This is a genomic window from Streptomyces sp. NPDC107562, from assembly GCF_055657325.1.
In genome coordinates this window covers 226,345-249,131 of record NZ_JBVKBE010000006.1, presented here as the reverse complement: position 1 = coordinate 249,131, position 22,787 = coordinate 226,345, and the positions used below count along the sequence as shown (strand labels likewise).

General features: G+C 72.1%; 24 protein-coding genes and 1 pseudogene. 12 read left to right on the top strand and 13 right to left on the bottom strand.

What is annotated here, in order from left to right; all coding sequences use genetic code 11:
- Positions 1 to 7: 7 nt before the first annotated feature.
- Complete coding sequence (locus ACZ7LV_RS19550; RefSeq protein ID WP_471940780.1) at positions 8 to 1,087, bottom strand: NADH:flavin oxidoreductase/NADH oxidase; 1,080 nt, start codon at positions 1,085 to 1,087, stop codon at positions 8 to 10.
- Between the two features lie 120 nt (positions 1,088 to 1,207).
- Between ACZ7LV_RS19550 and ACZ7LV_RS19545 the strand changes: the two genes are divergently transcribed.
- Entirely contained in the window at positions 1,208 to 1,573 is a 366-nt protein-coding gene (locus tag ACZ7LV_RS19545; RefSeq protein WP_471940779.1) for an ArsR/SmtB family transcription factor, read from the top strand.
- Here the strand turns inward: ACZ7LV_RS19545 and ACZ7LV_RS19540 are convergent.
- The 3 genes from ACZ7LV_RS19540 to ACZ7LV_RS19530 form a co-directional block, all read right to left on the bottom strand.
- The gene (locus ACZ7LV_RS19540) at positions 1,490 to 2,881 is read right to left on the bottom strand and encodes a nucleobase:cation symporter-2 family protein (RefSeq protein WP_471940777.1); all 1,392 of its coding nucleotides are present in this window, start codon (positions 2,879 to 2,881) and stop codon (positions 1,490 to 1,492) included. The two genes, ACZ7LV_RS19545 and ACZ7LV_RS19540, sit on opposite strands and share 84 nt — an antisense overlap.
- Positions 2,882 to 3,026: 145 nt before the next feature.
- Positions 3,027 to 4,367, bottom strand: coding sequence for an FAD-dependent oxidoreductase (locus ACZ7LV_RS19535; protein WP_471940776.1), 1,341 nt, complete (start codon positions 4,365 to 4,367; stop codon positions 3,027 to 3,029).
- Between the two features lie 171 nt (positions 4,368 to 4,538).
- Positions 4,539 to 5,219, bottom strand: coding sequence for a DUF305 domain-containing protein (locus ACZ7LV_RS19530; protein WP_471940774.1), 681 nt, complete (start codon positions 5,217 to 5,219; stop codon positions 4,539 to 4,541).
- A gap of 63 nt (positions 5,220 to 5,282) precedes the next feature.
- Between ACZ7LV_RS19530 and ACZ7LV_RS19525 the strand changes: the two genes are divergently transcribed.
- Positions 5,283 to 6,785: an LVIVD repeat-containing protein gene (locus ACZ7LV_RS19525; protein ID WP_471940772.1), complete on the top strand. Its 1,503-nt coding sequence runs from the start codon at positions 5,283 to 5,285 to the stop codon at positions 6,783 to 6,785.
- On the opposite strand, the gene ACZ7LV_RS19520 is transcribed toward ACZ7LV_RS19525, so the two are convergent.
- From ACZ7LV_RS19520 to ACZ7LV_RS19505, 4 genes are all read right to left on the bottom strand, one after another.
- Complete coding sequence (locus tag ACZ7LV_RS19520) at positions 6,773 to 7,471, bottom strand: TetR/AcrR family transcriptional regulator (RefSeq protein ID WP_471940770.1); 699 nt, start codon at positions 7,469 to 7,471, stop codon at positions 6,773 to 6,775. The genes ACZ7LV_RS19525 and ACZ7LV_RS19520 overlap by 13 nt on opposite strands.
- Before the next feature lie 150 nt (positions 7,472 to 7,621).
- Positions 7,622 to 8,305 carry a phosphatase PAP2 family protein gene (locus tag ACZ7LV_RS19515; RefSeq protein ID WP_471940768.1) on the bottom strand — a complete coding sequence of 228 codons (684 nt, stop codon included), beginning with the start codon at positions 8,303 to 8,305 and terminating at the stop codon, positions 7,622 to 7,624.
- A 130-nt stretch (positions 8,306 to 8,435) separates the two neighbouring features.
- The gene (locus ACZ7LV_RS19510; RefSeq protein WP_471940766.1) at positions 8,436 to 9,371 is read right to left on the bottom strand and encodes a M56 family metallopeptidase; all 936 of its coding nucleotides are present in this window, start codon (positions 9,369 to 9,371) and stop codon (positions 8,436 to 8,438) included.
- Between the two features lie 72 nt (positions 9,372 to 9,443).
- The gene (locus tag ACZ7LV_RS19505) at positions 9,444 to 9,995 is read right to left on the bottom strand and encodes a DUF5134 domain-containing protein (RefSeq protein WP_471940764.1); all 552 of its coding nucleotides are present in this window, start codon (positions 9,993 to 9,995) and stop codon (positions 9,444 to 9,446) included.
- A 189-nt stretch (positions 9,996 to 10,184) separates the two neighbouring features.
- On the opposite strand from ACZ7LV_RS19505, the pseudogene ACZ7LV_RS19500 reads away from it, so the two are divergent.
- Positions 10,185 to 11,886 (top strand): annotated as a pseudogene (locus ACZ7LV_RS19500) (FUSC family protein).
- Positions 11,883 to 12,503 carry a MarR family winged helix-turn-helix transcriptional regulator gene (locus ACZ7LV_RS19495; RefSeq protein WP_471940763.1) on the top strand — a complete coding sequence of 207 codons (621 nt, stop codon included), beginning with the start codon at positions 11,883 to 11,885 and terminating at the stop codon, positions 12,501 to 12,503. The pseudogene ACZ7LV_RS19500 and the gene ACZ7LV_RS19495 overlap by 4 nt, the downstream one beginning before the upstream one ends.
- A gap of 13 nt (positions 12,504 to 12,516) precedes the next feature.
- On the opposite strand, the gene ACZ7LV_RS19490 is transcribed toward ACZ7LV_RS19495, so the two are convergent.
- Together ACZ7LV_RS19490 and ACZ7LV_RS19485 are read right to left on the bottom strand one after the other, a co-directional pair.
- Positions 12,517 to 13,281, bottom strand: a complete 765-nt coding sequence (locus tag ACZ7LV_RS19490) for a VOC family protein (protein ID WP_471940761.1) — start codon at positions 13,279 to 13,281, stop codon at positions 12,517 to 12,519.
- An 84-nt stretch (positions 13,282 to 13,365) separates the two neighbouring features.
- Positions 13,366 to 13,758 carry a VOC family protein gene (locus tag ACZ7LV_RS19485; protein WP_471940760.1) on the bottom strand — a complete coding sequence of 131 codons (393 nt, stop codon included), beginning with the start codon at positions 13,756 to 13,758 and terminating at the stop codon, positions 13,366 to 13,368.
- Between the two features lie 210 nt (positions 13,759 to 13,968).
- Between ACZ7LV_RS19485 and ACZ7LV_RS19480 the strand changes: the two genes are divergently transcribed.
- A complete protein-coding gene (locus ACZ7LV_RS19480; protein WP_471940758.1) occupies positions 13,969 to 14,508 on the top strand; it encodes a GNAT family N-acetyltransferase in 540 nt (179 codons plus the stop codon).
- Positions 14,509 to 14,511: 3 nt separating this feature from the next.
- Here ACZ7LV_RS19480 and ACZ7LV_RS19475 read toward each other — a convergent pair whose 3' ends face one another.
- A complete protein-coding gene (locus tag ACZ7LV_RS19475; RefSeq protein WP_471940756.1) occupies positions 14,512 to 15,195 on the bottom strand; it encodes a glycerophosphodiester phosphodiesterase in 684 nt (227 codons plus the stop codon).
- Between the two features lie 246 nt (positions 15,196 to 15,441).
- Here ACZ7LV_RS19475 and ACZ7LV_RS19470 point away from each other — a divergent pair, with 246 nt between their 5' ends.
- The 5 genes from ACZ7LV_RS19470 (at position 15,442) to ACZ7LV_RS19450 (ending at position 20,088) form a co-directional block, all read left to right on the top strand.
- Positions 15,442 to 16,839 carry a DUF6421 family protein gene (locus tag ACZ7LV_RS19470; RefSeq protein WP_471940755.1) on the top strand — a complete coding sequence of 466 codons (1,398 nt, stop codon included), beginning with the start codon at positions 15,442 to 15,444 and terminating at the stop codon, positions 16,837 to 16,839.
- A gap of 38 nt (positions 16,840 to 16,877) precedes the next feature.
- Positions 16,878 to 17,624 carry an SDR family NAD(P)-dependent oxidoreductase gene (locus ACZ7LV_RS19465; RefSeq protein WP_401671594.1) on the top strand — a complete coding sequence of 249 codons (747 nt, stop codon included), beginning with the start codon at positions 16,878 to 16,880 and terminating at the stop codon, positions 17,622 to 17,624.
- Positions 17,621 to 18,691, top strand: a complete 1,071-nt coding sequence (locus ACZ7LV_RS19460) for a threonine aldolase family protein (RefSeq protein WP_471940753.1) — start codon at positions 17,621 to 17,623, stop codon at positions 18,689 to 18,691. The genes ACZ7LV_RS19465 and ACZ7LV_RS19460 overlap by 4 nt, the downstream gene beginning before the upstream one ends.
- Positions 18,692 to 18,800: 109 nt before the next feature.
- Complete coding sequence (locus ACZ7LV_RS19455; RefSeq protein WP_471940751.1) at positions 18,801 to 19,373, top strand: transglutaminase-like domain-containing protein; 573 nt, start codon at positions 18,801 to 18,803, stop codon at positions 19,371 to 19,373.
- Positions 19,374 to 19,386: 13 nt separating this feature from the next.
- Positions 19,387 to 20,088, top strand: a complete 702-nt coding sequence (locus tag ACZ7LV_RS19450; protein ID WP_471940750.1) for a B3/B4 domain-containing protein — start codon at positions 19,387 to 19,389, stop codon at positions 20,086 to 20,088.
- A 21-nt stretch (positions 20,089 to 20,109) separates the two neighbouring features.
- On the opposite strand, the gene ACZ7LV_RS19445 is transcribed toward ACZ7LV_RS19450, so the two are convergent.
- The gene (locus ACZ7LV_RS19445) at positions 20,110 to 20,838 is read right to left on the bottom strand and encodes a lysophospholipid acyltransferase family protein (protein ID WP_471940748.1); all 729 of its coding nucleotides are present in this window, start codon (positions 20,836 to 20,838) and stop codon (positions 20,110 to 20,112) included.
- 187 nt (positions 20,839 to 21,025) lie between these two features.
- Positions 21,026 to 21,442 carry a DUF4395 domain-containing protein gene (locus tag ACZ7LV_RS19440; RefSeq protein ID WP_471940746.1) on the bottom strand — a complete coding sequence of 139 codons (417 nt, stop codon included), beginning with the start codon at positions 21,440 to 21,442 and terminating at the stop codon, positions 21,026 to 21,028.
- Positions 21,443 to 21,554: 112 nt separating this feature from the next.
- On the opposite strand from ACZ7LV_RS19440, the gene ACZ7LV_RS19435 reads away from it, so the two are divergent.
- Together ACZ7LV_RS19435 and ACZ7LV_RS19430 are read left to right on the top strand one after the other, a co-directional pair.
- Positions 21,555 to 21,911, top strand: a complete 357-nt coding sequence (locus tag ACZ7LV_RS19435) for a TlpA family protein disulfide reductase (protein ID WP_471940744.1) — start codon at positions 21,555 to 21,557, stop codon at positions 21,909 to 21,911.
- A gap of 189 nt (positions 21,912 to 22,100) precedes the next feature.
- Positions 22,101 to 22,628 carry a flavin reductase family protein gene (locus tag ACZ7LV_RS19430; RefSeq protein ID WP_471940742.1) on the top strand — a complete coding sequence of 176 codons (528 nt, stop codon included), beginning with the start codon at positions 22,101 to 22,103 and terminating at the stop codon, positions 22,626 to 22,628.
- Positions 22,629 to 22,787 lie beyond the last annotated feature (159 nt).

The following is a 22,787-nucleotide window of genomic DNA, read 5'->3' as shown; positions in this document are numbered from 1 at the left end:
GCCTCGTTCACACGGACCGGTGGTACTGCTCCGGCACCCGCACCTCGCCCCCCAGCGCCCGCGCGGCGAGCCTCGCCCACGAGGGGTTGCGCAGCAGCTCACGGCCCAGCAGGACGGCGTCGGCCTCGCCGTTGGCGATGATCTTCTCCGCCTGTCCGGTCTCCGTGATGAGCCCGACCGCCGCGACGGGGAGGGGCGCCTCGGCCCTGACCCGGGCCGCGAAGGGCACCTGGTAGCTCGGGGCGGCCGGGATGGGGACGCCGGAGGCGTTGCCGCCGGTGGAGACGTCGAGGAGGTCCACGCCGTGGGCCCGCAGATCGCGGGCGAGGCGGACCGTGTCGTCCCCGGTCCAGCCGCCGTCCGCCAGCCACTCCGTCGCCGAGACACGGAAGAACAGCGGCTTGCCGTCGGGCCACACCTCCCGTACCGCGTCGACGACTTCGAGGGCGAACCGGGTCCGGTTCTCGTAGGGGCCGCCGTACGCGTCGGTGCGGTGGTTGGAGTGCGGTGAGAGGAACTCGTTGATCAGGTAGCCGTGGGCACCGTGGATCTCCACGACCTCGAACCCGGCCGCCAGCGCCCTGCGCGCCGCGTCCGCGAACTGGCCGACGATCTCCTGGATCCGGGGCACCGTCAGCTCGGTCGGCACCGGGTGCCGCTCGTCGAAGGGCAAAGCGCTGGGCGCCAGCGGCTGCCACCCGTGGGCCCCCGGCCCGACCGGCGCGCCGCCCTTCCACGGACGGTCGGTGGAGGCCTTGCGCCCGGCATGGGCGAGCTGGACGGCCGGCACGGTCCCCTGCGCGCGCAGGAACCCCGTGATCCGGCGGAACGCCTCGACCTGGGTGTCGTTCCAGAGCCCGAGGTCCCACGGCGAGATCCGCCCCTCGGGGCTCACCGCGGTCGCCTCCACGACGATCAGCCCGGTACCGCCGGTTGCGCGGGCGGCGTAGTGCGCGAAGTGCCAGTCGTGCGGCACCCCGGCCTCCGGACCCTCCGGCACCGCCGAGTACTGGCACATGGGCGGCATCCACACCCGGTTGGGGATCGTCACATCGCGCAGGGTGAAGGGCTCGAAGAGCACACTCACGGCGGACTCCATTCGTCACGGGACCGGTGGACCAGTCGTACGATAACCACCGTAGTACGGTAGGCGTCAAACTATGATGGTTCTCGTACGATGGGGACTCCCGGACGAACTGGAGCCGCCGTGACACCCGCCGCCCCCCTTGCCGGCAGCCGTCTCCTGCCGCACCCGGCACGTGAGGACATCCGGCTGGAAGGCGTGCTGCACGCGCTGTCCGACCCGATGCGCCTGCGCATCGTGCGCGAGCTCGCCGCCCACGCCACGGACGAGCTCTCCTGTTCGCACTTCGACCTGCCGGTCACCAAGTCCACGACCACGCACCACTTCCGGGTGCTGCGCGAGAGCGGGGTGATCCGGCAGGTCTACCGGGGCACGGCCAAGATGAACGGCCTGCGCCAGGACGACCTAGACGCCCTCTTCCCCGGGCTTCTGGACAGCCTGCTCGCCGCCGCCGGCCGGCAGGCCGCCCGGCTCGCCGGCCCCGTCTGAACCACCCTTCGCGGGCAGGTGGTTGAAGAGCAGGTTGAGCAGGATCGCGGTGAGGCAGCCCGCGCTGATCCCGCTGTGCATGACGGTCTGGAACCAGTCCGGGAACCGGTCGTAGATCGCCGGTACCCCGACCGGCAGCAGACCCACCGCCACCGAGACGGCCACCACGGTCAGGTTGTGGTTGCCGCGGAAGTCGACCTGGGCCAGCGTCCGCACACCGCTCGCCGCGACCGTCCCGAACATCACCAGTCCCGCGCCGCCGAGCACCGGCTCGGGAATCGCGGCCACCACCGCGCCGAGCTTGGGCAGCAGCCCGAGCAGCACCAGCATGCCGCCCGCCGCCGCGACCACCCAGCGGCTGCGCACCCGGGTCATGCCGACCAGGCCCACGTTCTGCGCGTAGGCCGTGTACGGGAAGGTGTTGAAGACACCGCCGAGCACGGTCGACAGTCCGTCGGCGCGCAGCCCGTCCGCCAGCGGGCGCGGCTCGATGCGCCGCCCGGTCATCTCGCCGACCGCGATGAAGTCACCGGTCGTCTCGGTCATGGTGACCAGGGCGACCACCAGCATCGACACGATCGCCGACACCTCGAACACCGGCGCGCCGAAGTGGAACGGCGTGCTGATCCCCAACCAGTCGGCGTCCTGGACGCCACCGAAGTCCGTGAACCCGAACGGCACCGCCACCGCCAGCCCCACCGCGATACCGATCAGCACCGCGATCCGGCTCAGGAACGCCGGCGCGAACCGCTGCACGCCCAGCACCACCGCCAGCACGAAGGCGGCCAGCGCGAGGTTCTCCGGTGCCCCGAAGTCCTCGGAACCCGCGCCGCCGGCCACCCAGTTGCCGGCCACCGGCAGCAGCGAGACGCCGATGATCAGGATCACCGTGCCGGTGACCAGCGGCGGGAAGAAGCGCAGCAGCCTCCCGAACACGGGCGCCAGCAGCAGTATGGCCAGGCCCGCGACGATCACCGAGCCGTAGATGGCGGGCAGTCCGCCGCCCGTCGTCCCGATCAGCACCATCGGCGACACCGCGGCGAACGTGCACCCCTGCATGATCGGCAGCCGCACGCCGAACCGCCAGAAGCCGACGCACTGGATGAGCGTGGCGACGCCGCACACCAGCAGGTCCGCGGTGATCAGGTACGCCAGATCCGCGGGCGACAGCTTGAGGGCACCCCCCACGATCAGTGGAACGGCCACCGCGCCCGCGTACATCGCGAGCACGTGCTGCAACCCGAAAGCGGCCAACTGCCGTACGGGCGGGACCTCGTCGACGGGGTGGACGGGGGCGGTCGTTGCCATGGGGACTCCAGAGCGGCGAGCGGGAACGTCCGAACAGCCTGAGACCGTAGGGGGCTTCCACCATGTGTCGATGTCCGGTGCGTTGCCACGGTGTGTCAGGGGCGGCCGGGTGCCGGGACTCCGCCGCCCCGTGGGGCGCGGGCGGTCACGGTGCGCCGCGCGCCGCCTCCCGCAGGGCCGCCCAGCCGGGCAGCTTGACCGTACCGCGCCCGAGCGAGGCGCCGAGCTCCGCCTCGGCCCGCTCGATGGCCCGCCACCCCGACCACTCGACCGGCTCGAGGCCCAGCTTCCGCAGCGCCCCCAGCGGGTCGTCCGGGACGTCCTTGCGTACGAGTACGGCGGCGTCCTCGACCAGCGACAGCACCGTCTCCTTGGCGCACGGCCGATTGGTGCCGATGACACCCGTGGGGCCGCGCTTGATCCAGCCCGCCACGTACTCACCCGGCGCGACGACACCGCCGCGCACCACCCGCCCGGCCAGATGCGGCACGGTGCCGGTCAACGGGTCGAACGGCAGCCCGTCCAGCGGCACCCCGCGGTATCCCACCGACCGCAGCACCAGCTGGGCCTCGACGTCCTCGTACCGGCCCGTTCCCCTCACCCCGCCCCGCCCGTCCGGCAGCGTCCGCTCGAACCGCACCGCGCCCACCCGCCCGCCGTCCTCCAGCAGCTCCACCGGGCGCAGGAAGAACCGCAGCCGGATCCGGCGCGGCAGCGCCTTCGCCGGCTCGGCGGCCCAGCCGCGCAGCACCTCCACGTTGCGGCGCTGTGCGGCGGGCAGCGCGGACGGGTCGGCGTACGCCGGATCCAGCGCCAACTCGTCGGGGTCCACGTCCACTTCGGCGTCCGGCAGCGCACCCAGCTCGCGCAGCTCCTTGGTGGTGAACCGGGCCTGCGAGGGGCCCCGGCGCCCCACCATGTGGACGATGCCCACCCGGCTCGCCGCCAGTGCGGTCAGCGCCGCCTGCGGCATGTCGGTGGGGCTCAGCTCGGCCGCCGCGCGCGCCAGGATCCGGGTGACGTCCACGGCGACGTTCCCCACGCCGATCACCACGGCCGAACGGGCGCCGAGCACGAAACCGTCGGTCAGGGCGTCCGGATGGGCGCTGTACCAGGACACGAACTCGGTCGCCGAGAAGCTGCCCGGCAGGTCCTCGCCCGGGATGCCGAGGTGGCGGTCGGTGGCGGCGCCCACGCAGTACACCACCGCGTGGTACATCTCCCGCAGCCGGACGGCCGCCACCCCGCCCGCGCCGATCTGCACACCGCCGAGGAAGCGCACCCGCTCGTGCTCCAGGACCGCCCGCAGGTTGTTCTGCAGCGACTTGATCTTCTCGTGGTCGGGTGCCACGCCGTACCGCACCAGTCCGTACGGGCAGGGCAGCCGGTCCAGCACGTCGACGAGCACGGTGGGATCCTGCTGGACGAGCGTCTGGGCGCAGTAGACCCCGCTCGGTCCGGAGCCGACGACGGCGACACGCAGCACGGCGGAACTCCTTCGTCCGGTGGGTCACCGGTGGATCGCCGGTGCAGCACAGGAGATCGCTGATGGCTCCAGCATCGCACCGGCCAGGCCCCACTGACAGGGTCCGGTACGCAATGGGCCGCGTGTCCGTCCGAATGGAGGGCGACCGGGACCGGCCCGGTCGCCGGCCCCTCACAACATCGTGCGCATCCGTGTGATCTCGCTGGTCTGCTGGGCGATCACGTCGTCGGCGAGTTCCTCGATCCGGACGTTGTTGCCCTGGGCCTTGACGTCGGCGGCCATCGTCACCGCACCCTCGTGGTGAGTGATCATCAGCGTGAGGAAGAGCCGGTCGAACGCCTCGCCGCGTGCCGCCCGGAGCTCGGCCAGTTGCGCCTCGGTCGCCATGCCGGGCATCGCCGCATGGTCGTGACCGCCGCCCTGCTCGCTCTTGCCGTGCTCCTTGAGCCAGCTGCGCATGACGTCGATCTCCGGGCGCTGTCCCGCGTCGATGCGCTCCGCCACCTTGCGCACCTGCGAGGACCGGGCGCGGTCCGCCGCGAGGCCGGTCATCTCCAGTGCCTGCGTGTGATGCTCGATCATCATCCGCGCGTAGTCGGCGTCGGCGGAGTTCGGGGAGTCGTCGTCGGCACGCTGTTGCGCCGCGTCCTCGGCCGACAGGGTCCGGTTCGCCTCGCCGGGCTTGCCGGGCACGATCACCGACGCCCCGCCGGCCCCCTTGGGTTCGGTGTCCGCATCGGAGTCACAGGCCGTCAGGGCGAGCACGGCCAGCGCGGTCAGCGGCACGACGGAACGGAGCGCCCGGACGAAAACCTGCGGCACATCTCGCTTTCCCTCTTTTGATCTGTGCATGGTGAAGACGATACTGCGGAGATCCGTAACCCGTTCCTCGCGAACGGAAACTGGGAGGACGCAGTGATCCTGTCGAACGATCCCCGAACGCGGCGCAGACGCCTGGGCGTTGCCGCTGCCGCCGCCGGACTGCTGGCCGCGCTGCTGACGGCGCAGCCGGCGGGCGCGACCCCCGACCCCGGGGACGGCCCCCCGGCCGCCAAGGAGGTCCCCAGCAGCACCCGGGCCGAGGTGCGCGACGCGCTGGAGTCCGGCGACATCCCCGGCGTGGACGAGATCGTCCACTCCCGCAACATCGAGCACCTCACCAACATCCCGAAGGACGTGCTGCCCAACACCAACTCGGACCTGGCCTTCCAGGGTCGCTACGCCTTCGCCGGCAACTACGACGGATTCCGCATCTTCGACATCAGCAACCCGAGGGCGCCCCGCACCGTCGCCCAGGTGCTGTGCCCCGGCTCGCAGAACGACATCTCCGTCTCCGGCGACCTGCTGTTCCTGTCCACCGACTCCTCGCGCAGCGACAGCAGTTGCAACAGCACCACCCAGCCGGTGACCGAGAAGTCCTCCTGGGAGGGCATGAAGGTCTTCGACATCAGCGACAAGCGCAACCCGCGTTACGTCGCCGCCGTCGAGACCGCCTGCGGCTCGCACACCCACACGCTGGTCCCCGAGCGGCGTGACGTCTACGTCTACGTCTCCTCGTACTCCCCGAACGCCGCCTACCCGGACTGCCAGCCGCCGCACGACGGCATATCGGTCATCAAGGTGCCGCGTCACGCCCCCCAGAAGGCGGCGGTCGTGGGCTTCCCGGTGCTCTTCCCGGGTGAGGGTCCCGACGGCGGTGGCAACCCCGGCGGACCCGTCAACCCGGGCGTGTCCAAGACCACCGGCTGCCACGACATCACCGTGCTGCCCTCCAAGGACCTGGCGGCCGGCGCCTGCATGGGTGACGGCATCCTGTTCTCCATCAAGGACCCGGAGCGCCCGAAGGTCATCGACCGCGTCCAGGACAACGTCAACTTCGCGTTCTGGCACTCGGCGACCTTCAACCAGGGCGCCAACAAGGTCATCTTCACCGACGAGCTGGGCGGCGGCGGCGCCGCCACCTGCAACGCGGAGATCGGCCCCAACCGGGGCGCCGACGGCATCTACGACGTGGTGGGCAAGGGCGACCGGCGCAAGCTCGTCTTCCGCAGCTACTACAAGATCCCCCGGCACCAGGCGGACACCGAGAACTGCGTCGCCCACAACGGTTCGCTGATCCCCGTCAGGGGCCGGGACATCATGGTCCAGGCCTGGTACCAGGGTGGCGTCTCGGTCTGGGACTTCACCGACTCGTCCCGCCCCAGGGAGATCGCCTACTTCGAGCGCGGCCCGCTCAGCACCGAGCAGCTCACGGGCGGCGGTTCCTGGTCGGCGTACTACTACAACGGCTACATCTACTCGAACGACATGGCGAAGGGCTTCGACGTCCTGAAGCTCGACGACCGGCGCACCGATCCGGCGCGATGGGTCAGGCTGAGTGAGCTCAACGTGCAGACCCAGCCGGACTACTTCGACTGACCGTCGGCGGGCGGCACGGCACCCGCCGGGTCGCCCGCTCCGATCGCGAAGAAGCGCGACACATCCACGTCGCAGCTCCCGCCGGGCCCCTCGGTGTCCGGCGGGAGCCCCTGCTCGCGGTCGAGGCCGTAGCGCCGGAACAACTCGGCGCGCAGGGGTGCGAGCGGCATGCCGACGTTCGGCAGCACCATCGCGTAGACCGCGCCCATCAGCAGCGCGCGCAGCATCGGATAGTCGGTCGCGGTGTCGCAGGAACCGTGCCGGGCGACGGTGTCCCGAAGCAGTTCGGCGAGGCGCTGCTGCTCGGGGCACTGCACGAAGCCCTCGGTGTCCAGCAGCCCCGCCATGTGCTGGCGCATCAGCACGGTCCGGTCCCGGGCCAGCCCCAGGATCGCGTCGATGGCCCGCGCCATCCGCTCCCGGCCGTCCTCCGTGCGGGGCTCGCGCTCCAGCGCCTCCTCCAGGGTGCGGTGCATCAGCCGGTGCACGGCGGACTGCACCAGCTGGCGCTTGCCGGGGAAGTAGTACGACACCAGCCCGCGCGCCGATCCGGCCCGGTCCGCGATGTCGGCGAGGGTCGTCGCGTCGTACCCGCGCTCGCTCACCAGCTCGACCGCCGCCTGCAGAAGCCGCTCCCGGGAACGCCGCCGCAACTCTTCATTGACCGAGGCGCTACGGGGGGTCATGCTGTAACTCCTGCGTTGACTGGCTGCCAGCCAACTATACTCAGAGCGTCCGGACCGGGCCCTTTCGTGCACGGTTCGGCGGTGCCGTCCTGCCCCGGGCGACGCGGGGGATCGTCCGGGGTGGGCGGCGTTTCTTCAGCGGGCGCGTCCTCACCGGTCCTCCGCGGGGCGCCGTCGCTCGTGGACGGTCACGGCCACCGCCACCACCATCACCCCGAGCACCCAGCCGGCCACCACGTCCGTCAGCCAGTGCACGCCGAGCCAGACGCGCGTCAGCCCGACGCCGACCACGGAGACGGCGGTCACGGCGAGGGCCGCGCGGACCAGGGTGTGGCCGGCGCCGTGGTGGTGCAGGAGCCACAGCAGCAGGCCCAGGACCACGGTGGCCGTCATGGCGTGGCCGGACGGATAGGCCGCGTAGTGCGCCGAGTCGACGGGGTCGGGCCACTCGGGACGGTCGCGGCCGACCGCGGCCTTCATGGCCTGCTGCACCCCCGTGGTGACCGCGACGGTGACCACCAGCCACAGCGCCGTCCACCACGCCGAGCGGCGCAGCACCAGCCACAGCACGACCGCCGCACACAGGAGGCGCATCGTCAACGGGTCCCAGACCCAGTCCGTGAGGATCCGGAAGGCCTGCGTGAGCCCGGACTCCTCGACGGCCCAGTCGTGGGTGGTCCGGGCGACCACGCGGTCCAAGGTCATCAGAGGGCCCCAGTCGGTGACGACCAGGACGAGGAGCAGCAGCGAACTCAGCGCCGACGCGATCGCGGCACGGACGGCCGTGGAGGGCTCGGACGTACGGGGCGGGGTGTCGACCGACTGGTTGTGCATGCTGAGATCTTTACCAACTCTTGGGGCGGGAGGCCACCGTCCGAAGGTTCCGGGACACAAGAAGGCCTGATGTCGGCCCAGGTTCGCCGCGTGCCCCGCGGGCGTCGCGCCAACCGCGTGCCACCCGTCGCTACCCCAGTGCCCGCAGACCCGGCACGAACGCCACCAGCACCGGCACCACCGGCACCAGGGCGGCCGTCGCCGTCAGGCGCAGTCTGCGGGCCGCGGTGAGACGGGCCGGGGGAGTGAGCAGGCGGTGCACCCGCTGCGGCACGTGCCCGTGCGGGGCCGGGCCGGGACCGAACACGCCTCGGTCCTCGTTCAGTTCGACGAGCGCGAGCGCGGTGGTCAGCCGGCCGAAGCGGCGCGAGGCCACGTCGTCCGCGGCGAGCTCGACCAGCCGGTGCATCTCGTCACGGAACGCGGCGAACACCGGCACCCGCGGGAATCCGCCCGCCAGCGCCGCGGAGCAGTGCAGCAGCCAGTCGTGCCGGGCCCGCGCGTGGCCCTGCTCGTGCGCGAGGACGGCATCCAGCTGCCGCCCCTTCAGCCGGCGCAGCGCCGAGGTGGTGACGACGAGCCGCGGCGGCGTACCGGGCAGCCACCAGGCGTCCGGCCGCTCACCCTCCAGGACGACGAGCCGCCCGTCGGCCGGTTCCTCGCCGGGCAGCAGCGGGGCCCGGACCAGCAGCTCCGCCCGCCGCAGCCGGCGCAGCGCCCGCGCCCGTACGACCTCCCTCACCAGCATCGCCGCGCTCCACACCGCCCCGCAGGCGAGCGCCGTCGCGGTCGCCGCCGCCCAGGGGACCGCCACGCCCAGCGCGTACGCCTCGACGACCGCGCGCGGCGCCGGCGCGAACACATGTCCCCGCACCGCGTGCCAGGCCGCCGCCGCGCTGAGCGTCATCGACAGGGCGCAGCACAGCAGGACGCCCGCCACCACGCACTGCCACACCCACAGGGCCACCACGGGTTCGCGGTCCGGCCAGTCGGCCCGGGCGAGCAGCCGTGGAGCCAGGACGGCGGTCAGGGCGCCGAGCAGCAACAGTGCGGCGGGGACCATCATGGGAACACCCTATGAGCGGCGGGCTTCCCAGAGGCATGACTGATCGCCCAAGTGACGCAGGACACGTTTCGGTCACAGGGCGATGAGCATCGCGACCATCGCGATCCCCATGGACAGGCGGCAGGCCTGCGCCAGTTCGGGCCGGTCCCCCCATCCGGTGGGGCCGGTGCCGCCCGCCACGGCCGGCACCGGGATCAGCCGGGCTCCGGTCAGCAGGACGTACCCGGCGAAGTACAGCAGGAGCACACCGGTGACCAGGGGAAGGCCGGAGCCGTGGGCATGGCCGGGTGCGGCGACGGGCGAGACGGCCATGGCCCACGCCATGTAGACCATCGCCGCGGCGCCCACCAGGTGGTGCAGATGGTGCCGGCCGGTGCGCGCCACCCACAGGGCGCGCAGCGCCGCCGCCCCGAAGACGGCCGCGAACACGGGCCACGCCCACTGCGGTGGGCTGTACACCGCGGCCGGTACGGCCATCGCCGCCATCCCGAATCCCATCAGCGCCTCGTCGCCCGCGGTGCGGCGCTGCTCCTCGACACCGCTGCGCAGACGCAGCAGACAGTAGGCCCCGGTCGCCGCGCACAGCGCGACCAGCAGCCAGCCCGACGCGGCCGGTCCGTGCACACGCACCTCCCCGCTCGACGGTCGGTCAAGGGTCGCTCGCTGGATAGGTGTGCCCGTTTCGTGCGGCGCGCACGCGAGCGCAAGGGGGTATGCGGGGGCGTTCGGCGGAGCGCATTCACTCTGGCGTGGGGCTTCGCCGGGATGTCCTTGCCAATGCTTTACGAGTAAAACACCTGTTAACCTTCTGGGATGAGCAGTGCGCCCCCCACCTCTCCGCCCCCACCCACGCGTCGGCCCCCACGCCCGTGCCGGCTCCCGCTCACCGGCGTGCTCCGCGTCGGCCGGCCGTCCGACATCTGGTTCAAACCGGCGCTGAGCGTGGTGGCCGCGCTCGCCCCGCCGAACCTGACCCTGCTCGCCCTGGACCGCCTCGACCTGGCCATGTACACGATGGCCGGATCGCTGTGCGCCCTGTACGCCCACCACCGTCCCTACGCCGTCCGGGCCCGCGTACTTGCCTGGGTCGTGCTCGGCATGCTCGGCGGCCTCGCCGTCGCGCTGGTCACGGCGTCGCTCACCACTGACGCCGTCGTCCTGGTCACCGTCGGCGCCGTCCTGGCCGCCGTGCAGAAGGCACTGTGCGACGCCACCCGGATCGGCCCGCCCGGGAACGTCGTGCTCACCTTCGTCAGCTCGGCCGCGCTCTTCGCCCCGCAGTCCCTCCACCAGGTGCCCGGGCATCTGGCGCTGGGCCTCGGCGCCGGGGTGTGGGCCTGGCTCGTCGCCATGGCGCCCGGAAGGGCTCGCCCGCACGGCCCCGAGCGTCGCGCCACCGCGCAGGCACTGAACGCCGCCGCCGCGTACGCCGCGACGCGCGGCAAGGGGGACGGGCACGCCCGGGCCCGGGCCGCCGCGGCCGCCGCGGTGCAGGCCGCCTGGCAGACACTGCTGTCCACCGGCGCCTGCCCGGCCGACCGCTCGCGGACCCGGCGTGCGCTGCGTGCTCTCGTGATCCGCGCCGAGGTCGCCCTCGCCGTGCCCGCCGACACCGACCCCGCCCGCCTGCGTGCCTGGGCCCGCGACCTGCGCGGCACCCGGCCGGTGCCGTACGTGGGTGACGTGGATGGTAGGGCGCGGCGTGGAACTGGAGCTCGCGGCACCGCCCCGGCCGTGGCGGAGCGTCGTGGCCTCCCTCGGGCCGATCGCCGCGCGCACCGCCCTGGGGTGCGCTCTGGCCGGGTACGCCTCCCTGGCCCTCGGGATCGGCCGCCCGTACTGGGCGCTCGTCACCGCGGCAGCTCTGTACCAGGCCAACCTCACCCTCACCTGGAGCCGGTGCGTCCAGCGCGTCGTCGGCAACCTCGCCGGGGTGCTGGTCTTCGCCGCCCTGACGCCGCTCGCCCACCTCGGGCCGGCGGCGCCGGTGGTGTGCTGCCTCGCGTGCAGTTTCGGCGCGGAGGCGCTGATCAGCCGCAACTACTGGCTCGGCAGTGTCTGCGTGACCCCGATGGCGCTGCTCATCACCGAGTTCACCGGCGTGAAGGACCCGGGTGCGCTGATCACCGAGCGGGTCGTGGACACCCTGGTCGGCGCGCTGGTCGGCCTCGCCGCCGCGATCGCCGTCACCGACCGGGGCGCGGGCGCCCGTCTGGAGCACGCCCTCGCCGCCGCCGAACAGGTCCGCGGGGACACCACCCGGCTGCTGGCCACCGTGCCGCGGCCGTCGCGGGCCTCGCTGGACGCCGCCCGCCGGGGGCTCGTCGCCGCCCTCGTCGACCTGCGCGCCACCGCGGACGCCGCGTCAGGCGAGTGGTGGCAGCCGGCCCTGCCCCAGGAGCGGGTCGTCCACGCCGAGCAGGCAGGACACCGTACGCTCGCGGCGACGGTACGACGCCAGGGGCTGCTCCTGGACGCGGACGCGCGCAGGACGACGGAGGACGCACAGCCATGACGGGGACCAACGGGCCGGGGGCCGACGGGGCAGACGCGGCCACCGAGGAGCCGCGCGACACCGCGGGCCCACCCCGCGCCGACGCCCCCGGTGGCCTGGCCGGTGGGACCGGGCGTCGTGACACCGTCGCGGCCGTCGTGCGCCAGTGGCGGACCGTGCACCCCGAGCTCGACACCGGCCCCATGGAGATCATCGGCCGGGTGAACCGCTGTGCCGCCCTGCTCCAGCAGGCCGAGGACGCCCCGCTGCGGCGGGCCGGGCTCAGCCGGCCGGAGTTCGATCTGCTGGCCGCGCTGCGCCGCACCGGGCATGAACTGACCCCCAGCGAACTGGCCCGCGAGACCTTCTCCTCCGGCGCCGCCGTCACCAAACGCCTCAAGCAGCTCACCGAACGCGCCCTCGTCGAGCGACGGGGCGACGACCGTGACCGCCGGGTCGCCCACGTCCGCCTCACCGGGGCCGGGCGTGACCTCGTGGACGCGGTCCTGCCCGAGCAGCTCGCCTACGAGGGCGCCGTGCTGTCCGGCCTCGACGAGCCGCGGCAGGGCGAACTCGCCGCCCTGCTGGGTGAGTTGCTCGGTCAGCTGGAGGGGCGACTGGGCGCCTTGCGAGGCTGATCCCGCCGTCCGCTCAGCCCACGTCCCCTGCGCGGTAGACGCCGAAGACCGCTCCCTGCGGGTCGCGCAGCACCGCGATCCGGGGGCCGTCCGGCACGGAGGTGGGCTCCATCAGCGCCGTGCCGCCCGCCCCGGTCGCCGTCGCGGTGGCGGCGTCGACGTCGGCCACCGCGAAGTACGGCAGCCAGTGCGGCGGCACCTCGTGCGGGAACGTGTCGTCCATGGTCATCATGCCGCCGAAGTCCTGACCGGCGAGGCCCCACTGGGTGTAGCGCTCGGAGGCGTTCACGGTCCACCCGAAGACGGTCGTGTAGAAGTCGCGCGCGCGTGCCGGTTCCCGGGTGAGCAGCTCCACCCAGCCGAGCGCGCCGGGCGCGTTGAAGACCCCGGCGCCCTCGAAGGCCCGGGGCTGCCACAGCGTGAAGACCGCGCCGGACGAGTCGGCGGCCACCGCGAAGCGGCCCATGTCGAACACGTCCATCGGACTCATCAGCACCGACCCGCCGGCCGCCGTCACCTCCCGCGCGGTCTCGTCGGCGTCCCGGACCGCGAACGACACGGACCACGCCACCGCCTGCCCCTCCTGGTACAGCGGCGTGAGCGCGGCCACCGGCGCGTCCCCCAGGTGCGCCACGGTGTAGCCGCCGGCCTCCGGACGCGAGTCCGTCTCGGACCGCCAGCCGAACAGCTCGGCGTAGAACCGCTCGGCGTCCGCCGTGTCGTTCGTGCCCAGCTCGACCCAGCAGGGGCCGCCGACCACCGGCTTGTGGAGCTTCATCCGACGTCCTTCCGCAGCGGGAATCTCGATCAGCACGCTAGCCCCGGCCACCGGCGGTGGCCATCCGGCCGGTACGAGGAGGTGTCAGATGCCCGGCCGACAGCGGATCGGATGATCGGCCGGCACCTCCACGAGCACGATCGGCACGTCGTCCGGATCCGCGATCCACATCTCGATCAGGCCCCACGGCTCGCGCACCGGCGGTCGTACGATCGCCACGCCCTTCTCGCGCAGCTCGTCGTGGGCCGCGGACACGTCCTCGACCTGGAGCCAGAGCCGGACGGCCGGGGACGGCGGGGCCTCGGAGCGCCCGGAGAGCTCCAGATGGCCACCGCCGAGGAAGTAGACGGTCCCGCGATCCGGTCCGGTGCCGAACTCGCGGTAGACGGCGAGACCCAGCTGCTCGCCGTAGAAGGCACGGGACCGCTCGGGGTCGGTGGGCCGCAGCAGGACGCGTCCGCTCAGTACATGCACCATGCGCCCGGAGCTTAGGGCCTGTCGTCCGGATCAGCCGCGGAGGATCGACGGTGGTTCGTCAGCGCCGGTGAGCGGGGTCCGGTGCGTGCAGCTGCGAGGCGGAGGAGGGCGTCGGCTCAGTACGCACCATGCGCCCGGATCCCGGGGGCTGATGGCGGCGTTACCCTCGTGCGTGCCAGAGCCGCGCCGGAGAATTCGGAGAGACACCTCATGGAGAGCGCCGCCCACGGACTGACCTTCCGCGATGCCACGGACGCCGACGTGGACGTGCTGGTCGCGCTCATCGAGTCGGCCTACCGGGGCGACTCCAGCCGGGTCGGCTGGACCACCGAGGCGGACATCCTCCAGGGGCAGCGGACCGACCCGCAGGGCGTGCTGACCGTGATCAAGGCGCCGGACAGCAGGCTGCTGACCGTGGAGCGGGACGGCATCGTCGTCGCCTGCTGCCAGCTCGAACGCCGTGACGACCACGCCTACTTCGGCATGTTCGCCGTCAGCCCCACCCTCCAGGGCGCCGGCCTCGGCAAGGTGATCATCGCCGAGGCGGAGCGGCAGGTCCGCGTGGGCTGGGGCGCGACGCGGATGCACATGACCGTGATCTCCGTCCGCGAGGACCTCATCGCCTGGTACGAGCGTCGCGGCTACCGCCGTACGGGCCGGATGACCCCCTTCCCGTACGGCGACGAGCGCTACGGCATCCCGCAACGCGACGACCTGCGGTTCGAGCTGCTGGTCAAGGAGCTCGCGTAGCCCCTACGCCGTGAACCGGCCGGTCCGTTTGATCTCCGGGTGGTCGGTCGTCGCACCGTCCAGTTCCAGTGCCCGTACGAGACGCAGGTGCTCCTGAGTGTTCACCACCCAGCCGATGATCCGCAGGCCGGCCTCGCGCGCGTGCTCGACGACCTCCAGGGTGAGGCGGCGGATGTTCAGGCAGACGGTCGCCGCACCGGCCGCGACGGCCCGTTCCACGACGTCCGTGCCGTACCTGCTCGCGATCAGCGCCGTGCGTACCCCCGGCACGAGCCGGGCCGCCTCGGTGATCGCCTCGTCGTGGAACGAGGACACCTCGACGCGCCCGGTCAGATCTCGCCGCCGTATGACGTCGGCGAGGGCCCGCGCCGCCCGCACGTCCTTGATCTCGGCCTGCAGCGGCGCCCGCACCGCGTCGAGGACCTCCTCGAACACCGGGATCCGCTCGCCCCGGCCCGCGTCCAGGGCGCGCAGCTCGGCGAGGGTCTTCTCGGCGACGGGGCCCGAGCCGTCCGTCGTGCGGTCCACGTCGGTGTCGTGCATCACCACGAGGGTGCCGTCCTTGCTCAGGTGCAGGTCGAGTTCGATCGCGTCGAGACCGGCCTCCTGGGCCGCCAGGAACGACCTGAGGGTGTTCTCGGGTTCGACGCCCATGACTCCGCGGTGACCGATGGTGAGGAAGTTCAAGGTGTGACTCGCTTCCGTCGACGGCGGCGGTGGAAGCCTCGCGGCTCCCTTGGAAGGTATCGCCTGGGCCGTTCCGGGCAGAGGGTGACGACGGGGCCATGTGTCTTCGCCGTCGCCGTGTCCGACAGGAAAAAATGCGGTGACGGCGGGGGTACCACAGAATATTCTCCCGAGGTTCCCCTTGCTGGGTGAAACTCGGTGTGTATACGGTCTCCTTACGCGAGGTTCTCCCGTGGAGGATGGGACATGACGGAAATTCTTGTGCAGGTGGGTACGGAGGAGCAGCTTCCTCCCGTGGTCAGGGTGGTGGAGCACCCGGCATGGCCCGTGCTCAAGGATGCCGTGGAGGAGATCCGGCCATGGCAGTCCAAGGACGGATCGATCGACTTCGAGGCCGAGGGCGCCCCCGACATGGCCCGGGCAGAGGACGCCGTACGACGGGTCGTCGAGGCCGTCGAGACCCTCTCCCCGCTCCTGCCGCACGACACGGCCTACCACGCGGCCCTCGTGCGGGACCTGCGCCGCTGGGCCGACGAGGGCTTCGACGTGCCCGACTTCCTGGACTCGCTGCTCGCCTTCCAGCCGGCCGCGAACCGCCAGGACGGCCTGCAGCACCTGGTCGTCTTCCCCATGTACACGCAGAACGGCAACCCCGACCGCAACCTCGAGGCGGTCGTGCTGCGCATGGTCTGGCCGCAGTGGCTGGCCGAGCTGGAGCGCACCCGCTACGACAACCCGCTGTTCTGCGGCATCACCTTCGAGGACTTCACGGCCGGGTACGACACCAACTCCGCCGTCCTCTTCCCCGAGACCATCGCCGTGCGCCAGGCGCCCGAGCGCTTCTCCTGGGGCGGCATCTTCTGCGACCGCGAGGCCGCCCGCTTCCGCCGGGTCACCGACGCGGCCGTCGGCCTGCTGGGCCTGGAGCTGCCCGAGGACATCGCCGCCATGGTCCACGACCAGAAGCGCTGCGAAGAGGCGTTCGTGCTCTGGGACATGGTCCACGACCGCACCCACAGCCACGGCGACCTGCCGTTCGACCCGTTCATGATCAAGCAGCGCCAGCCGTTCTGGATGTACGGACTGGAGGAGCTGCGCTGCGACCTCACCGCCTTCAAGGAGGCCGTGAAGCTGTCCGGCGAGGGCGTCCCGCAGGCTCGTGACGTGCAGTACGCGGTGCTGTTCGACCGCATGTTCCGCTTCCCGGTCACCGGCGAGCGGGTGCGCAACTACGACGGCCTCGGCGGTCAGCTGCTCTTCGCCTACCTGCACAAGCACGACGTCGTCCGCTGGATCGACAACAAACTGTCGATCGACTGGGAGCGCGCGCCTCAGGTCACCAACCAGCTCTGCGCCGAGATCGAGACGCTCTACCGGGACGGCATCGACCGCCCCAAGCTCGTGCACTGGTTCGCCGGGTACGAACTCGTCTCCACCTACCTCGCCCCGCACCCCGGCTCCAAGTGGGCCAAGGGCCCCGATGCCCTGGACCTGACCCTGCCGCCGCGCAAGCTGGTCGATGACGTGCTTCCGGACGAGTTTCCGCTGAGCATGTTCTATGAGGCGCTGTCCAAGAAGCTCAAGAACGTGATTGCCTCGACCAAGGGCATCACGGCGGACCCCGCCGAGCGGGTCGCCGCGTGAGCGTCCGCACCAAGAACGCTGCTCAGGAGGCGAGGATCATGGGGAACGGTGCTCTCAGCGGTGCGGTGATCGCGGTGGCCGGCGCGGGTGGCCCCGCCGGCCGGGCGACCCTGCAGCGGCTGGCCGACGCGGGCGCGATCGTCGTCGGCTCCGACAACGATCCGGAGCGGCTCGCCGAGGCCGTGGACGCGGCCAGCTACGCGCACGGCGGCGCCACCGTCGTCGGCGACACGGTCGACCTGCTCGACCGGCAGGCGGCCCAGGACTGGGCCGACCGCATCGAGAAGGACTTCGGACGGGTCGACGGCCTCGTCCATCTCGTCGGCGGCTGGCGCGGCAGCGAGACCTTCACCAAGACCCGGCTCGACGACTGGGACCTGCTGGAGCTGCTGCTCATCCGTACCGTGCAGCACACCTCCCTCGCCTTCCACGAGGGGCTGCAGCGCAGCGACCGCGGCCGCTACGTCCTGATCAGCGCGGCCGGGGCCAGCAAACCCACCGCGGGCAACGCCGCGTACTCCGCGGCCAAGGCCGCCGCCGAGGCGTGGACCCTGGCCATGGCCGACTTCTTCGCCAAGGCGGGGGGTGAGCAGGGGCCGAACGCCGCGGCTGCGATCCTGGTGGTGAAGGCACTGGTGCACGAGGCCATGCGCGCCGACCGCCCCAACGCGAAGTTCGCGGGCTTCACGGACGTCGACGACCTGGCGGAGGCCATCGCCGGAGTCTGGGACAAGCCCGCCGCCGAAGTGAACGGACAACGTCTGTGGCTGACCGAGAAGCCGTGAACCCTCCGAAGACCGACGCGCGTCGCCATCACGACCCGCAGGTCCGCGGTTTCGCCAGTGACAACTACGCCGGGGTCCACCCCGAGGTGCTCGCCGCCCTGGCCGTGGCCAACGGCGGGCACCAGGTGGCCTACGGCGAGGACGCGTACACCGAGAACCTGCAGCGCGTCGTCCGCGGCCACTTCGGCGCCACGGCGGAGGCGTTCCCGGTGTTCAACGGCACCGGTGCCAACGTCGTGGCCCTCCAGGCGGTCACCGACCGCTGGGGTGCGGTGATCTGCGCGGAGAGCGCGCACATCAACGTCGACGAGGGCGGCGCCCCGGAGCGGATGGGCGGCCTCAAGCTGCTCACCGTGCCCACGCCGGACGGCAAGCTCACCCCCGAGCTGATCGACCGGCAGGCCTACGGCTGGGAGGACGAGCACCGCGCGATGCCGCAGGTCGTCTCCATAGCCCAGGCCACCGAACTGGGCACGGTCTACACGCCCGACGAGATCCGTGCGATCTGCGACCACGCCCACGCGCACGGGATGAAGGTCCACCTGGACGGCTCGCGCATCGCCAACGCGGCCGCCTCCCTCGACGTCCCGATGCGGACCTTCACCAACGCGGCCGGCGTCGACATCCTCTCCCTGGGCGGCACCAAGAACGGCGCCCTGTTCGGCGAGGCGGTCGTGGTGATCGACCAGGACGCCGTCAGCCACATGAAGCACCTGCGCAAGCTGTCCATGCAGCTGGCCTCCAAGATGCGTTTCGTGTCGGTGCAGTTGGAGGCCCTGCTCGCCAGGGACCTGTGGCTGCGCAACGCCCGGCACTCCAACGAGATGGCCCAGCGCCTCGCCGAGGGTGTCCGGGCGGTGCACGGCGTCGAGCTGCTCTACCCGGTGCAGGCGAACGCGGTCTTCGCGCGGCTGCCCCATGACGTCAGCGAGCGCCTCCAGAAGCGGTTCCGCTTCTACTTCTGGGACGAGGCGGCGGGCGACGTGCGCTGGATGTGCGCGTTCGACACCACGGAGGACGACGTGGACGCGTTCGTCGCGGCCCTCAAGGAGGAGATGGCGCGGTAGTGCCGTCAGGTGGGAGCGGCACACGCCGCGGCCCCATGGAACGTATAGGTATACGGTCACCCGGAAATTCATTGACGCTCGGGTGGCCGCGTTCCTATGCTCTGCGGGCATGGAGCTCATCCAGGAAACCTCCGACCTGTCCGCCTACTTGGCCGCGGACGAGGCCGTCGACCACGACCACCCGCGAGTCCGGCACACGGCCGCCCGCCTCGCGGCGACGGCGACGGACTCGTATGACTATGCGCGGGCGGCGTTCGAGTTCGTGCGGGACGACGTCACGCACTCCCAGGACGTCGGTGATCCCCGTGTCACCTGGCGCGCGTCCGACGTCCTGGAGCAGGGCACCGGCATCTGCCACGCCAAGGCCCACGCGCTGACCGCGCTGCTGCGGGCGGAGGACATCCCGACGGCCCTGTGCTACCAGAGGTTCGACGTGCTGCACGGGCTGGTCGCCGTGCGCTTCGACGGCGCCTGGCACCGGCAGGACCCCCGCGGCAACAAGCCGGGCGTGGACGCGCGGTTCTCCCTGGACGGCGAACGCCTGGCCTTCACGCCCGACCCGGAGTCCAATGAGCTGGACCATCCGGTCTTGTATGCTGCACCGCATCCAGGGGTCCTCGCGGCACTGAGAAGCGCGCCCGACCGGGCGTACCTCTGGCGGCACCTCCCCACCGCACTCTGAGGCAAGGCGCACCATGACGTTCCCGCTGACCGTGTCCGACGAGGTGCGCGCACTCGCACCCGGCTTCACCCATGTCGCCGTCGAGGCGCACGGACTCGTGAACGGACCCAGCACCGACGCCGGCGCGGCACTCCTCGACGACGCGGCCCGCCGTCTCACCGCCCGCCTGGACGGGCGCGCGCCGCACGAGGACCCGCACATGGGGGCCTGGCGCGAGGTCTACACGGCGTTCGGTTCGAAGCCGTCGCGCACCCGCAACTCGGCGGAGGCGCTGGCCCGCAGGGCCCTCACGGACGCCGGGCTGCCCCGGATCAACCTCCTGGTCGACCTCTACAACGCCGTCAGCGTCGCCCACCTGATCCCGGTCGGCGGTGAGGACATCGACCACGTCCAGGGCGGCATGCGACTCGTGCGGGCCACCGGCGACGAGGACTTCGTGACCGTCGCCGGCGGCGAGGAGGTCGTCGAGCGTCCCGACGCCGGCGAGGTGGTGTGGCGCGACGACGTGGGCGTCACCTGCCGTCGCTGGAACTGGCGCCAGGGCCCGCGGACCCGGCTCACCGAGGCGACCGTCTCGGGCATCTCCCTGCTGGAGACCCTGGCCCCGATGCCGGTCGCCGAGGCCGAGCGGGCCGCCGCCGAACTGGCCGGGCTGCTGGAGAAGTTCAGCCCCGGCGCCCGCGTCACCGTGCACGCCCCCGAGCCGGCGCGCTGAGCCCCGCCGGCCCGGCGGGGCTCAGCGCGCCTCGGACTCGCGGACCTGCTCCGGGGTCGGGGCCGTGCCGCCGAGGTGGGCGGGGAGCCACCAGTGGTCGTCCGCGCCGCGAGGGCGGCCCGGGTAGGCGCGCTGGGCGACCTCCAGCAGATCCTGCACCCGCTCGCGCAGGCGGCGGGTGATCGCCCCCGCGTACTGGTCACGGGGGGCCTCGACGGCCTCGCCCACCCGGATGGTGACCGGGAGGTGGCTGCGCTTGAAGTTGCGCGGATGCCCCTTGGTCCACAGCCGTTGCGTGCCCCACAGGGCCATCGGGATGAGCGGGACCCCCGCCTCCTGGGCCATCCGCGCCGCACCCGACTTGAAGCTCTTCAGGGTGAACGACTGCGAGATGGTGGCCTCCGGGAACACCCCGACGATCTCACCGGATCGCAGCGAGTCGAGGGCGTGCTGGTAGGCCGCCTCACCCTGCTTGCGGTCCACGGGGATGTGCCGCATGCCGCGCATCAGCGGACCGGAGATCCGGTGCCGGAACACGGACTCCTTCGCCATGAAACGCACCAGGCGCTTCTGCGGGAGCGCGGCCAGGCCGTCGAAGACGAAGTCCAGATAGCTGATGTGATTGCTCACCAGCACGGCGCCGCCCGAGCGCGGGATGTTCTCCGACCCCTTGCAGTCGATCTTCAGGTCCCAGACCTTGAACAGGGTCTGTGCGAGACCGACGACGGGGCGGTAGACGAGTTCTGCCATGGGCGGGGTGGACCCTTCCTGCTCTGCCCGGGGAGGTGCTCCCCGCCAGAAAGTTACGTAGCCGTAGGTTTACGGCATCTCGCAGATCGTGCCCCAAGAACGGTCGGGGAGCCAGCCCCCGTGCCCTGTCGACGCGAGATCCTCGTCACGTCGGCGTACATTTTCACCTCGGGCTTTTACGACGGCTTTACTCCACGCGTACGGTGACCCGTTGGGCGAGCAGGTACATCTCGCATGCCACGCAGAACCCCGACACCGCGTGCAGAAAGGCGGCGAGGAGCGCGGCCCCGGTCGTGGCCAGGCCCAGCCAGAGCGGTCCCAGGGTGTACCCGACCAGGCCGGTCCCGGCCAGCACGAGCCCCACCGCCTGGGCGAACCGCGACGGTTCGAGCTCCTCCCGCTCCACCGCCGGCCCGACCCGGGGCCGTACGAACCGGTGGAACGCCCAGCCGTAGGGCGAGGGGCCCACGCCGCCCGCCGCGCCGAGCGCGAACACCAGGGTCTGCCACGCCATCAGCCACGCGTTCCCGGTGATCAGAACGACCGCCAGGACGAGGGTCGTCACGGCCGCGCCGAAGCGCGGTCCCCTCACGTCGATGTCCATGAATCCAGGATTCCGCGCCGAGAAGGACCGCGGGAGGCGGGAATCTTTGCGGTCTCGTGAACGGTTGTGCCGGTCATGATGGGAGTACTGACGGGCTGGAGGGTGTGCGCGCGTGCGTGAGGAGTACGACGAGGGTGGTCGCGGGCGGCTCGGCGCGGCCGAGTTGGGCGCCGAACTCGGTGAGCGCGCCACGCTGGTGCAGTTCTCCAGCGCCTTCTGCGCGCCCTGCCGGGCGACCCGGCGCGTCCTCGGCGACGTAGCCGGCCTGGTGCCCGGCGTGCGCCATGTGGAGATCGACGCCGAGGCCCGACTGCAACTCGTCCGCGCGCTCGGCATCGTCCGGACCCCGACCGTGCTGGTGCTGGACGCGGACGGGCGGGTCGTGCGCCGGGCCGCGGGGCAGCCACGCAAGGCCGATGTCATCGCCGCGCTCGGCCGCGCCGTCCGTGCCGGCGACGGCGAGACCTGAGGACGGGGCGGACCAGGAGCGGAACTTGACTGCGCGCACCATCCAACGTCAGCTTGACCCCATGCCTTCGGAAGTCCTCCTTTTCGGCCGGGTCCACGTCGACCTCGTGCGCACCGCGAGCGCGCGCTGTCCGGGATGCTGAACAGCCCCGGATCCGCTCGTCGTCACCGCTCGCAGAAGGTCACCTCCATGACGGCCACCCCGGCAACCCCCGGCCGCACCGCATCCGCCTCCCCGGACACCGCCGCTCCCGACCTGTTCCGTGCCGTCTTCCGACGGCACGCGGCCGGCGTGGCGGTGATCACAGCGCGGGGCGCCACGGGTCCGGTCGGCTTCACCGCCACCTCGCTCACCTCCGTCTCCGCCGAACCGCCCCTGCTCTCCTTCGGGGCAGGCACCGGATCGTCCAGTTGGGCGGCGATATCGACCGCCCGCCACGTCGGGGTGCACATACTCGGTGAGCACCAGCGGGAGCTCGCGGCCACCTTCGCCCGAAGCGGCGCCGACCGCTTCGCCGCCCCCACCGCCTGGCGCGAGGGTCCGGAGGGGGTTCCCGTTCTGGAGGGCGTGCCGGCCTGGACCGTGTGCCGGGTGCACGCGCGCGTGCCCGCGGGCGATCACTGTCTCGTGGTCGCCGAGGTCGTCGGCGGTGACCCCACCGGTGAGGGCCGGCCGCTCCTCTACCACCAGGGACGCTTCACCGCTCTGCGCGACTGAGCGGATCTGCGGCACCGTCCGGTTCCGGTTACGCTGCGTTGCGAAGGTCACAGTTCAAAGCGCTTGCTTAGCGGGCAGGAACTGGATGTACTGGCGAGTAATATTTCGGTCGGAGCGCGAGTCGCCCCGACCGGGATCCGCCGCCAGGGGCGCCTATGC